Origin of the sequence: uncultured Bradyrhizobium sp., from assembly GCF_936943645.1 — a bacterium.
Classification (GTDB): domain Bacteria; phylum Pseudomonadota; class Alphaproteobacteria; order Rhizobiales; family Xanthobacteraceae; genus Bradyrhizobium.
In genome coordinates this window covers 33,225-44,686 of sequence record NZ_CAKZJO010000024.1, presented here as the reverse complement: position 1 = coordinate 44,686, position 11,462 = coordinate 33,225, and the positions used below count along the sequence as shown (strand labels likewise).

Sequence of the window (11,462 nt, the reverse complement as noted above, 5' to 3'; positions counted from 1 at the left end):
CCCACGGCTTCCGTTGCGTGGGCACGGCGCAAGTGCGCCTTTGCCCACCCTACGATTTCTTGTCCGGGACGACAGCGGTGGGTGGCGCAACCTTACGCCGCCGAGGTCAGCCGCTGCAGGAACTGTGTCACCTCGCGGCGGAGCGTCTCGACTTCGCCGTGGACGCGCTCGGAGGCGCTGTTGACGCGGCTGGCGACGCGGCCGGTGTCGGCGGCGGCCTCGCTGATGCCTGACACGTTGGAGGACACCTGCGAGGTGCCGGCGGAGGCTTCATGGACGTTGCGGGCGATCTCGCGCGTCGCAGAGCCCTGCTGCTCGATCGAGGCCGCGATGCTCGCGGTGATGCCGTCGATCTCCGCAATGGTCTGGGCAATCGCCTCGACGGCCGCAACCGAATTGCTGGTCGATTGCTGCATCTCGCCGACCTTGGCGCTGATCTCCTCGGTCGCCTTCGCGGTCTGGTTGGCAAGGCTCTTGACCTCGGAGGCCACCACCGCAAAACCGCGACCAGCCTCGCCTGCCCGCGCCGCCTCGATGGTGGCGTTGAGCGCCAGCAGATTGGTCTGCGAGGCGATTTCGCTGATCAGCTTGACGACGTCGCCGATCCGCATCGCGGCGTCGGCGAGCGTGCGGATTTCGTTGCCGGCCCGGTTGGCCTCGTCGACGGCGCGCCCGGTGCTCGTGGTCGAACCAGCCACCTGGCGGCTGATCTCGGCGATCGAGGATGCGAGCTGTTCCGCCGCACTCGCTACCGTCGCAACATTGCTCGAAGCCTGATCGGATGCACTGCGCATGCCGGAGGTCTGGCGGCTCGTCGTCTCCGCCGCGGCCGCCATCTGGCCGGCGTCGGATTCGAGATCGGTCGCGGCGCTCATGAGGCTGCCTGCGACCTTATCGAGATGCGTGCCGAACTGCCTTGCGAGATCGCCGATCTCGACGACGCGGCGGCCGAGGCTGTCGGTGCCGGCATTGATGACGGTCGCCGAGCGGCGGAACGAGCCGGGTAAGCCGCGCGCGAGGATCTTGCGGAAATGCTTGCCGCGGCTGGCATAGTCCATCGATGCCGAAGCCTCGCGGACGAAGGCGTCGGCGATGTCGAGCATGTCGTTGACGGATTTCTGAATGGCGCCGATCCGCCCGGCCTGGCGCTCGCTCAGGACCCGCGCCTCGAGATCGCCGCGCGCCGCCTTGCGGCAGACATCGGCGACCTCATCGACGGCCACAGCCACACGGTGCTGGCACCAGAGCGCGTAGCCGAGCAGCGGGATCGCCGCGCCGAGCGGCGCTGCGCTGATGAATCCGCTTCCGCCGAGCAGCGAGACGACGAACGCGACGCCGGCGAGAAGACACGCGACTGCAGTCGCTCCCTGCGCCTTAGAGAGAGAGCACAAATTCATCATAGCCAACACTGTTTTGCTTGAGCAGACCGACCATCATGTCAAAGCTCGCACGCATGCCGTCCTTGGCATTGGCGTGGCGCGCCTCTTCCGCGCAGAGCGCCTTGTAGATCGGTTTGATTTTCTCGACCGGCGCCGGATCGGGCCTGCGTCGATTGGAGTGATAGCCGATGATGTTGCCGCGATCGTCGAATGTCGGTGTGACGTGGGCGAACACCCAATAATGGCTGCCGTCGCCGGCGAGATTGACGACGTAGGCGAAGATTTCCTGCTTGGTCTGGAGCGTATCCCACAGCAGCTTGAAGACGCAGCGCGGCATGTCCGGGTGGCGGATCAGGCTGTGGGGCGCGCCCATCAGCTCCTTCCAGGAGTACTTCGCCATCCGGAGAAAGACGTCGTTGGCGTAAGTGATGCGGCCTTTGAGATCGGTCTTCGAGACGATCAGCTCCTCTTCGCCGAGGAGATTTTCCACGCCAGTTGGCCGTACCGCATGCGTCATCGTTGACGTATCCTGTCGAAGGGGCAGCGCCCTCGAAGGAGTGGCCCGCATTGCTCAAGGATTACGACGGGAATTATTAATCATAGGTGACCGAGGGAACCCGTGCGGCTACGCGGTGCCTCCGTAAAGTTACGTAAACACTCGCTGCTATGCTGCAAATTTCGGCAGCGATTTGTGCCAGCTGCAATTACATCGTCGCGCCGAGCACCCAGGGCGCGAACTCGGCGCCGCCAAAATCAAAACTCTCGCTCTTGGTCGGCTGGCCCGAAGCCGTCTTGAGAATGAGATCGAAGATGCGCTGGCCGCATTCCTGCACGCTCTCCTCGCCTTCGAGGATGGTGCCGCAATTGACGTCCATGTCCTCTTCCATGCGCTTGTACATCGGCGTGTTGGTGGCGAGCTTGATCGACGGCGCCGGCTTGCAGCCGAACACGCTGCCGCGCCCCGTCGTGAAGCAGACGAGATTGGCACCGCCTGCGACCTGGCCGGTGGCCGCGACCGGGTCGTAACCAGGCGTATCCATGAACACAAAGCCCTTCTTGGTGATGGGCTCGGCGTAGCGCAGCACCTCGACGAGATTGGTGGTGCCGGCCTTCGCCATCGCGCCGAGCGACTTCTCCAGGATGGTGGTGAGACCGCCGGCCTTGTTGCCGGGGCTCGGATTGGCGTTCATCTCGGCGCCTTCGCGCTCCGTGTACTCGTCCCACCAGCGCATCAGGTCGACCAGCTTCTCGCCGACCTCGCGGCTCACCGCGCGGCGCGTGAGCAGATGCTCGGCGCCGTAGGTCTCCGGCGTCTCCGACAGAATGACGGTGCCGCCGTGGCGGACGATGAGATCGCTCGCAGCACCGAGCGCCGGATTGGCCGACACGCCGGAATAGCCGTCCGAGCCGCCGCATTGCAGGGCCACGGTGAGCTCGCTCGCGGGCACGGATTCGCGCGTCACCTTGTTCGCATCGGTGAGCGCCTCGCGCACGAACGCAATGCCGGCCTCCACCGTCTTGCGGGTGCCGCCGACCTCCTGGATGTCCATCGCGCGCAGGCGGCCGGCGAGCTTTTGCTCTTCCATGAGGCCGCCGATCTGGTTCACTTCGCATCCGAGGCCGAGCACGATGACATGGGAGAAATTGACGTGCCGCGCATAGCCGCCGAGCGTGCGGCGGAGCAGTGCCAGCGGCTCGTTCTGCGTCATGCCGCAGCCGGTCTTGTGGGTCAGCGCGACCACGCCGTCCACGTTGGGGAAATCGGCCAGCGGATTGTCGCCGGTGAAGGGATTCTTCTTGAAGACGTCGGCGACGAGGCTCGCGACATGCGCGCTGCAATTCACCGAGGTGAGGATGCCGATATAGTTGCGCGTGGCGACGCGACCGTCCGGGCGGCGGATGCCCTCGAAGGTCGCCGGCAGGTCGAAATTCGGCGTCGGCTTGACGTCGGCGCAATAGGCATAGTCCTTGGCGAAATCGCCCATGCCGATGTTCTGCACATGAACGTGCTGACCCGGCGCGATGGCCTGGGTCGCAAAGCCGATGATCTGGCCGTAGCGGATGACGGGCTCGCCCACCGAAAACGACTTGATCGCGACCTTGTGGCCGGAGGGAATGCGTTCGACCGCGGTGACGCCGTCGGCGACGACCGTTCCCGGCGGCAGGCTGGCGCGCGCGATCAGCACGCCATCATCGGGATGCAGGCGGATGACGGGGCTGATGGTCATGGCAGGTCTCCTTCGGAGGCGAATGGCGAATAGGGAGTAGCGAATGGAAAAAGGGAGCGGCGCCACTCGCCACTCCCTATTCGCCATTCGCCAGAGATCAGGCCTTGCCGCCGGAATCCTTCCGGGTCGCGTTGACCTGCATCTTGGCGTAGGTCGTCATCAGGCCGACCTCGTTCGAGAGCGTCACCAGCTTGAAGCCCATGTTGATGGCGCGCGCCGCGCCTTCCGCGCCGCTGCAATGGATACCCGGATTGAGGCCGCGCTTGCCGCACTCCTTGATGATCTTCTCGTAGATCGCGAGGATCTCGGGCTCCGAGCGGTCGAGCTTGGGCTCGAGGCCGTAGGAGAAGCCGAGATCGGACGGTCCGATATAGACGCCGTCGATGCCCTCGACGTCGAGGATCGCTTCCATGTTCTCGACCGCGGTCTTGGTCTCCATCATCGGCAGCAGGATGGTGTCGGCATTCGCGGTCTTCTGATACGAGCCGGCGGTGCCGTACATGCCGGCGCGGATCGGGCCGTTGGAGCGGACGCCCTGCGGCGGATATTTGGAATAGGAGACGAGGTTCTTGGCTTCCTGCGGCGTATTGACCATCGGGCAGATCACGCCATAGGCGCCGCCGTCGAGCACCTTGCCGATGATGCCGGGCTCGTTCCAGGGCACGCGGACCATCGGGGTGACCGGATGCTTGTCCATGGCCTGGAAGCACTGCACCATCGAGAGATAGTCCTGCACGCCATGCTGCATGTCGACGGTGACGCTGTCGAAGCCGCATTGCGCGATCATCTCGGCCGAGAAGCCGGAGGGAATTGCGAGCCACGCGTTGACCACGGCCTTGCCCGACTTCCAGATTTCCTTGACCTTGTTCGCCACGTTGCCTTCCTTCTTTGTTGTTTCGACCGTGTTATTTGGACCGTGTGATTTGGACCATCGTCACCACGACGAGCGCCGCGACAGCACGAACCTGCTGTTACCGCGAACCGGGGCGCCGCGCTACGCTCGCAATGGCGCAAGACCTATGCGGTTGCCCTCTGGATGCTGGCTTCGCTGACGCCGACCTCGCGGGCCGTATTCACTATTGCCGCCCAGGTGTCATCCGGCAAGGGGATGCCGTTCCGGGTCCGGTCGGCCCGGGTTTTCCGCTCGGGATCGCCGGGAATCAGCACATGATCGACCCCGGCCATCGGCTTGGTGGCGCGGATGAAATCGACGTAGCGCGACACTTCGCCGTCGAACAGGTTGGAGGTGTCGACCACCTTTGGATCGACATAGAACGCCAGCATGCCGTTGGCAAAGCGGCGGCCGCCCGACGTGGCTCCGGTTCCGGTCAGCGCGCCGCCCAGCAGCTCGCACATGAAGGCAAGACCCGATCCCTTGTGCTCGCCGAAGGCGCGGATGGCGCCGGTCCCCTTGGTATGATCCCTCGGCCCGTCCGGCGTGTAGGGCCCGTACAGCACGGCTGGCTCCTCGCTCAGGGTTCCGTCGGCATCGACCAGCGCGCCCTTCGGCAGCTTCTTGCCGCCGCGGCTTGCGACCAGCACCTTGCCCTCGGCGACCACCGAGGTCGCAAAATCCAGCACGATCGGGTCCTGCCCCAGGCGCGGGATGCCGACACAGTAAGGCGCCGTCGACAGCCGCTTCTCGACGCCGTCGAACGGCGCCACCAGCAGCGAGCCCGCGGCATTGACGAAATGCACGGAGATGAGACCTTCGGCCGCAGCCATTTCGGCCCAGTCGCCGACACGGCCGATATGCCCGGCGTTGCGCAGCGCGACCGCGGCAAGCCCGGCCTTGCGGCACTTCTCGATGCCGATCCGGACGGCCTGCGGCGTCACGGTCTGGCCGTAGCCGAACTTGCCGTCCACCACTGCGAGCGAAGGCGTGTCCAGCACGATTTCGGCGGTCTGGTTGGGCACCACAGAGCCGGTCTTCTGCCAGCGGATGTAGACGGGAACGCGGATCACGCCGTGGCTATCATGGCCGGTCAGGTTCGCGGTGGTCAGATAGGTGGCGATGCGCCTTGCTTCCTCCGGCGAGGATTGCGCATGCGCGAAGACGTCAGTGACGAAGTCGATCAGATTCTGGACCTGAATGGTGACCATGGACGTTCGCTTGCCTCCCTTGTTTCAGGCGGAGGCGCGCCGACACAGCGTTCTCCATCCGCCCGCCGATTCTGCAGCGATCGGCTTGGCCGTCAGTTTGAGCGAACGGGGCAGCTGATGTCCATCGACGTTGCCGCGTGCACGCGCATATCAGCTTTCACTCCTCGGCACTTGCCTCCTCGGCGCTGCCGAGCTCAGCCAGGCTCTGTTCGAGCGCACCCAGCATGTCCTGCAATTCGGCGAGCTTGCGCGCGCCGAAGCGCCGCGTGATCTCGGCATAGATCGCTTCCGATGTGGGCGCGACCGAGGCCATCAGCTTCACCCCCTCCTTCGAGATCGAGACCATGCTGCGGCGCTGGTCTGCTTTCGCCGTCTTGCGCTCGATCAGATTTCGCGCCTCGAGATCGCGCAGGATGCGCGACAGGCTCGGCCCGAGCAGGAACGCCGTGCGCGCCAGTTCCGTGACCTCGACCGCCTCGATCGCCGCCAGCGCGCGCAGGATGCGCCATTGCTGCTCGGTCAGGCCGTGCTCGCGCAGCGAAGGGCGAAACTGCCGCATCACCGCTTCGCGGGCCCGCAGCAGCGACATCGGCAGCGAGCGCGAGAAATCGCGCATCGGCACCTGGCGCGCGGTAGACCCTGCGGCGGGGGCGTTTCCATTGGCCGGATCAGCCGGTCTCTTCACCATGACGCCCTTTCAAGCCGCCAAACGTTTGCAGTGCAGCAAGCCGGATTTGTGTTTGACGCATTCACTTAACATGTTAAGTATCTTCCAGCACCCTAGTTTGTAAGATCACAAATGGCGCTTTCCAACGACGATATCCAAGCTTGCGCGCGGCGTCTGCACCAGGCGGAGAAGACCCGCACGCAGATCCGCCAGCTCTCGCAGGACTTCCCCGGCATCACCATCGCCGATGCCTATGCGATTCAGAAGGCCTGGGTCGACGTCAAGATCGCGGAGGGCCGCATCGTCAAAGGCCACAAGATCGGCCTGACCTCGAAGGCGATGCAGAGCGCGCTCGACATCGACGAGCCGGATTCCGGCGTGCTGCTCGACGACATGTTCTTCGCCGACGGCGGGATCGTTCCGACCGAGCGCTTCATCGCGACGCGGGTCGAGGCCGAGCTCGCCTTCGTCATGAGCAAGCGCTTGTTCGGCCCCGACTGCACCCTGTTCGACGTGCTCAACGCCACCGACTTCGTGGTGCCGGCCCTTGAGATCCTCGACACCCGCATCGAGCGCGTCGATCCCAGGACCAGGGCGACGCGCAAGATCTACGACACCATCGCCGACAATGCGGCCAATGCCGGCATCGTGCTCGGCGGACGGCCGATCCGCCCGCTCGACGCCGACCTGCGCTGGATCGGCGCGCTGTGCTTCAGGAACGGCCAGCTCGAGGAGACCGGCCTTGCCGCCGGCGTGCTCAATCATCCCGCCACGGCCGTTGCCTGGCTCGCCAACAAGATCGCGCCGCTCGGCCTTGCGCTCGAGCCGGGGCAAGTCGTTCTCGCGGGCTCCTTCATCCGCCCGATCGAGACCCGCAAGGGCGACACAATTCAGGCCGACTATGGCGCCTACGGCTCGGTCAGCTGCTACTTCGCCTGAAGACAACAAGACGATCCAGGGAGTGAAACCGCGATGCCGCATTTCACCATCGAATATTCGGCCAATCTCGACAACCGTCTCGATATCAAGCTGGTGTGCGAGGTCGTGCGCAAGGCGGCGGTCGAGACCGGCATCTTCCCACTCGGCGGCATCCGCGTGCGCGCCGTCAGGTGCGAGCACTATGCGATCGCCGACGCCAGGCAGGACTACGGTTTTCTCGACATGGTGCTGCGCATCGGCGAGGGCCGCGACCTTCCCACGCGCCAGAAGGCCGGCGAGCATGTCTTCCAGGCGCTCTCAAGACATCTCGATCCCGTCTTCGCCGCCAGCAGGTTCGCTCTGTCGTTCGACATGCAGATCAACGACAAGGACACCAGCTGGAAGCGCAACAACATCCACGATGCCCTGAAAGCGGAAGCCGCCCATGGATAAGCCCACTCCGAAAACCGATGTGTTTCAGGCCAATTGCGACCGCGTCGCGCCGCTTCTGAAGACGCTGCGTGCCGACGGCATCGGTCACATGATCGACGGCAAGACCGTTGCCTCGATCTCCGGCGAGACGTTCGAAACGAAATCTCCGGTCGACGGCGCAACGCTCGCAAGCGTCGCACGCGGCACCGCCGAGGATATCGACGCGGCAGCAACGGCCGCCACGCTCGCTTTCAAGTCCTGGCGCGACATGGGCCCGGCGATGCGGAAGAAGCTGCTGCATCGCGTCGCCGATGCCATCGAGGACAATGCCGACGACATCGCCGTGCTCGAATGCATCGACACCGGCCAGGCCTACCGCTTCATGGCCAAGGCCGCGATCCGTGCCGCCGAGAATTTCCGCTTCTTCGCCGACAAATGCGCGGAAGCGAGAGACGGCCTCAACACGCCGAGCGACGAGCACTGGAACGTCTCGACGCGCGTGCCGATCGGCCCGGTCGGCGTGATCACGCCGTGGAACACGCCGTTCATGCTCTCGACCTGGAAGATCGCCCCGGCGCTGGCCGCCGGCTGCACCGTCGTGCACAAGCCGGCCGAATGGTCGCCGGTGACGGCGTCGATCCTGGCGAAGCTGGTCAAGGAAGCCGGCGTGCCCGACGGAGTTCTCAACACCGTGCACGGCTTCGGCGAGGAGGCCGGCAAGGCGCTGACCGAGCATCCCGCCATCAAGGCCATCGGCTTCGTCGGCGAGAGCGCGACGGGCTCTGCGATCATGGTTCAGGGCGCGCCGACCCTGAAGCGCGTGCATTTCGAGCTCGGCGGCAAAAATCCTGTCATCGTGTTCGACGACGCCGATCTCGACCGCGCGCTCGACGCCGTCGTGTTCATGATCTACTCGCTCAACGGCGAGCGCTGCACCTCCTCCAGCCGTCTGCTGATCCAGCAGAGCATCGCCGACAAGTTCGTGGAAAAGCTGACCGCGCGCGTGAAGGCGCTGAAGGTCGGCCATCCCCTCGATCCCTTAACCGAGATCGGGCCGCTGATCCACGAGCGACACCTCGCCAAAGTCTGCTCCTATTTCGACGTCGCGCGGCAGGACGGCGCAACCATCGCCGTCGGCGGCAAGGCCCATGACGGCCCGGGCGGCGGACATTATGTAGAGCCGACGCTGGTCACCGGCGCGCATGGCAAGATGCGCGTGGCGCAAGAGGAGGTGTTCGGGCCGTTCCTCACTGTGCTGCCGTTCAAGGACGAGGCCGACGCGATCGCGATCGCCAACGACATCCGCTACGGCCTCACCGGCTATGTCTGGACCAACGACGTCGGCCGCGCCTTGCGCGTCGCCGATGCGCTCGAGGCCGGCATGATCTGGCTGAACTCGGAGAACGTCCGCCATCTGCCGACGCCGTTCGGCGGCATGAAAGCCTCCGGCATCGGCCGCGACGGCGGCGACTATTCGTTCGACTTCTACATGGAAACCAAGCACGTCTCGCTGGCGCGGGGCACGCACAAGATCCAGAAGCTGGGAATTTGAGTCATTCCGGGGCGCGAAGCGAAGCTATGGTGCGCAATTGCGCACCTGAGAATCCATTCATCCACCAACTCTGCTGCGCGATGGATTCCGGGTTCGGCTCTGCGAGCCGCCCCTGAATGACGAGAAAGAGGGGAAACGCACATGCCCGTACCGCAACACATCTTCGAGCCGCCGTTCAACATCATCCGCTCCAGCCACGTCGTCCTTGACGTGACCGATCTGAAGCTGAGCCGCGAGTTCTACGAGACCATTGTCGGCTTGCATGTCGAGGATGCCGACGACAAGGTCGTCTACCTGCGCGCCGCCGAGGAACATCAGCATCACTCGCTGGTGCTGCGGAAGGCGGCAGTACCCGCCTGCGCGCGGCTCGGCTTCAAGGTCGGCAACGACGGGGATCTCGACAAGGCCGCCGGGTTCTTGTCCGAAAACGGTCTTTCCTACGCCTTCGTCGACCAGCCGTTCCAGGGCCGCACGCTGCAATTCACCGATCCCTTCGGCTTCCAGATCGAGCTCTATGCGTCGATGGATCGCCGGCCGCATCTCTTGCGTCGTTACGACCTTTACCGGGGCTGCCATCCGCAGCGGCTCGATCATTTCAACGTCTTCGCCGCCGAGGTGCAGGACACCGTCGAGTTCTATGCGCGGCTCGGCTTCCGTCTCACCGAATATGCCGAGGAGGACGGACCGAACGGACGCATCGCCGCGGCCTGGATGCATCGCAAGGGCAACGTGCACGACTTCGCCATCACCAACGGCAAGGGCCCGCGCCTGCATCACTTCGCCTATTGGACGCCGACGGCGATGAACATCATCCATCTCTGCGACGTCATGGCCTCGCAGGGCTTCGTGAAGAACATCGAGCGCGGTCCGGGACGCCACGGCATCTCCAATGCGTTCTTCCTCTATGTCCGCGACCCTGATGGACACCGGCTCGAGCTCTACACCAGCGATTATTTCACCGGGGATCACGACCACGAACCGCTGCGCTGGTCGCTGCGCGATCCGCGCCGCCAGACACTGTGGGGCGCCCCTGCCCCGCGCTCGTGGTTCGAGCAGGGTTCGCCGTTTAGCGGCCAGGCCGTGCGCGAGCCGAAGTTCGTCGCGGATGTGCTGGTGGCGGATTGATGCTGGTAACAACCTCTCTCCCCGTCGTCCCTGCGAAAGCAGGGACCCATACCCGCAGGACGTGGTTTGGTGAAGACTGGTCGCTCGGTACGCCTGCAGACTACATCGATAGATCGCGCGGTATGGGTCCCTGCGCCCGTGCGCAATTGCGCACTAGGCAGGGACGACAGGAAGTGATGAGTTACCGATGAAGCTCCCCCGCCTCGCTACTTACTCCGTCAAAGGTGACGTCAGCTACGGCGCCGTCCTCGAAGGCGGCATCGTCGATCTCGCCAAGCGATATGCAAGAGACTATCCGACGCTGCGCGAGGTGATCGCGGCCGGCAAGCTCGTGAGCCTTGCCGAAGAGGCCGCCGGCCGCACGCCCGACCATGCGCTCGCTGATATCACCTGGCTGCCGCCGGTGCCGGCGCCGGAAAAGATCATCTGCATCGGCGTCAACTATCCTGACCGTAATGCCGAGTACAAGGACGGCCAGGACGCACCGAAATATCCGAGCATGTTCATGCGTTCGCCTCGCTCTTTCGTCGGCCACGACACGCCGCTGGTGCGCCCGCGCGCATCGAGCCAGCTCGACTATGAGGGCGAGATCGTGCTGGTGATCGGCAAGGCCGGCCGGCACATTCCCGAAAGCACCGCGCTCGACCACATCGCCGCGCTGACGCTGTGCAACGAAGGCTCGGTGCGCGACTGGCTGCGCCACGCCAAGTTCAACGTCACGCAGGGCAAGAATTTCGATTCCAGCGGCAGCCTCGGCCCCTGGCTGGTGCCCTACATCAGGGAATCGCAGATCGCCGACATCCGTCTCACCACGCATGTCAACGGCGAGCTCAGGCAGGACGATCGCACCAGCCGGCTGATGTTTCCGTTCCGCTATCTCTTGAACTATATCTCGACCTTCGCAACCCTCGTCCCCGGCGATATCATCGTCACGGGCACGCCGACCGGCGCCGGAGCCCGGTTCGATCCGCCGCGTTACCTGAAGCCCGGCGATGTCGTCGAAATCGAGGCCGACGGCATCGGGCGCTTGCGCAACGGTGTCGTCGACGAAGCCTGAC

At 64.7% G+C, this 11,462-nt stretch carries 11 protein-coding genes; 5 read left to right on the top strand and 6 right to left on the bottom strand.

The genetic code is table 11. The features are described from left to right. Positions 1-92: 92 nt before the first annotated feature. The 6 genes from Q0743_RS03235 to hpaR form a co-directional block, all read right to left on the bottom strand. Entirely contained in the window at positions 93-1,397 is a 1,305-nt protein-coding gene (locus Q0743_RS03235; RefSeq protein WP_298240156.1) for a methyl-accepting chemotaxis protein, read from the bottom strand. Then, entirely contained in the window at positions 1,375-1,896 is a 522-nt protein-coding gene (locus tag Q0743_RS03230; RefSeq protein WP_298240154.1) for a PAS domain-containing protein, read from the bottom strand. The genes Q0743_RS03235 and Q0743_RS03230 overlap by 23 nt, the downstream gene beginning before the upstream one ends. Before the next feature lie 187 nt (positions 1,897-2,083). Further along, a complete protein-coding gene (locus Q0743_RS03225) occupies positions 2,084-3,607 on the bottom strand; it encodes a UxaA family hydrolase (RefSeq protein ID WP_298240153.1) in 1,524 nt (507 codons plus the stop codon). Between the two features lie 97 nt (positions 3,608-3,704). Continuing rightward, the gene (locus tag Q0743_RS03220) at positions 3,705-4,481 is read right to left on the bottom strand and encodes an aldolase/citrate lyase family protein (RefSeq protein WP_100178928.1); all 777 of its coding nucleotides are present in this window, start codon (positions 4,479-4,481) and stop codon (positions 3,705-3,707) included. A 143-nt stretch (positions 4,482-4,624) separates the two neighbouring features. Then, positions 4,625-5,710 carry a malate/lactate/ureidoglycolate dehydrogenase gene (locus tag Q0743_RS03215; RefSeq protein ID WP_298240152.1) on the bottom strand — a complete coding sequence of 362 codons (1,086 nt, stop codon included), beginning with the start codon at positions 5,708-5,710 and terminating at the stop codon, positions 4,625-4,627. Positions 5,711-5,867: 157 nt separating this feature from the next. After that, positions 5,868-6,398, bottom strand: coding sequence for a homoprotocatechuate degradation operon regulator HpaR (hpaR, locus tag Q0743_RS03210; protein WP_298240151.1), 531 nt, complete (start codon positions 6,396-6,398; stop codon positions 5,868-5,870). A 111-nt stretch (positions 6,399-6,509) separates the two neighbouring features. Here hpaR and hpaH point away from each other — a divergent pair, with 111 nt between their 5' ends. From hpaH to Q0743_RS03185, 5 genes are all read left to right on the top strand, one after another. Further along, positions 6,510-7,316, top strand: coding sequence for a 2-oxo-hept-4-ene-1,7-dioate hydratase (hpaH, locus tag Q0743_RS03205; RefSeq protein ID WP_298240150.1), 807 nt, complete (start codon positions 6,510-6,512; stop codon positions 7,314-7,316). Positions 7,317-7,349: 33 nt separating this feature from the next. Next, positions 7,350-7,748 carry a 5-carboxymethyl-2-hydroxymuconate Delta-isomerase gene (locus tag Q0743_RS03200; RefSeq protein WP_298240149.1) on the top strand — a complete coding sequence of 133 codons (399 nt, stop codon included), beginning with the start codon at positions 7,350-7,352 and terminating at the stop codon, positions 7,746-7,748. Next, positions 7,741-9,279, top strand: a complete 1,539-nt coding sequence (hpaE, locus tag Q0743_RS03195) for a 5-carboxymethyl-2-hydroxymuconate semialdehyde dehydrogenase (RefSeq protein WP_298240148.1) — start codon at positions 7,741-7,743, stop codon at positions 9,277-9,279. The genes Q0743_RS03200 and hpaE overlap by 8 nt, the downstream gene beginning before the upstream one ends. Before the next feature lie 141 nt (positions 9,280-9,420). Further along, complete coding sequence (gene hpaD, locus Q0743_RS03190; protein WP_298240147.1) at positions 9,421-10,404, top strand: 3,4-dihydroxyphenylacetate 2,3-dioxygenase; 984 nt, start codon at positions 9,421-9,423, stop codon at positions 10,402-10,404. Positions 10,405-10,591: 187 nt separating this feature from the next. Further along, positions 10,592-11,461: a fumarylacetoacetate hydrolase family protein gene (locus Q0743_RS03185; RefSeq protein ID WP_298240146.1), complete on the top strand. Its 870-nt coding sequence runs from the start codon at positions 10,592-10,594 to the stop codon at positions 11,459-11,461. Position 11,462 lies beyond the last annotated feature (1 nt).

Excerpts from the sequence above, each read along its gene's own strand:
- Q0743_RS03235 (WP_298240156.1), bottom strand. The coding sequence starts at position 1,397 with ATGAATTTGTGCTCTCTCTCTAAGGCGCAGGGAGCGACTGCAGTCGCG.
- Q0743_RS03230 (WP_298240154.1), bottom strand. The coding sequence starts at position 1,896 with ATGACGCATGCGGTACGGCCAACTGGCGTGGAAAATCTCCTCGGCGAA.
- Q0743_RS03225 (WP_298240153.1), bottom strand. The coding sequence starts at position 3,607 with ATGACCATCAGCCCCGTCATCCGCCTGCATCCCGATGATGGCGTGCTG.
- Q0743_RS03215 (WP_298240152.1), bottom strand. The coding sequence starts at position 5,710 with ATGGTCACCATTCAGGTCCAGAATCTGATCGACTTCGTCACTGACGTC.
- hpaR (WP_298240151.1), bottom strand. The coding sequence starts at position 6,398 with ATGGTGAAGAGACCGGCTGATCCGGCCAATGGAAACGCCCCCGCCGCA.
- hpaH (WP_298240150.1), top strand. The coding sequence starts at position 6,510 with ATGGCGCTTTCCAACGACGATATCCAAGCTTGCGCGCGGCGTCTGCAC.
- Q0743_RS03200 (WP_298240149.1), top strand. The coding sequence starts at position 7,350 with ATGCCGCATTTCACCATCGAATATTCGGCCAATCTCGACAACCGTCTC.
- hpaE (WP_298240148.1), top strand. The coding sequence starts at position 7,741 with ATGGATAAGCCCACTCCGAAAACCGATGTGTTTCAGGCCAATTGCGAC.
- hpaD (WP_298240147.1), top strand. The coding sequence starts at position 9,421 with ATGCCCGTACCGCAACACATCTTCGAGCCGCCGTTCAACATCATCCGC.
- Q0743_RS03185 (WP_298240146.1), top strand. The coding sequence starts at position 10,592 with ATGAAGCTCCCCCGCCTCGCTACTTACTCCGTCAAAGGTGACGTCAGC.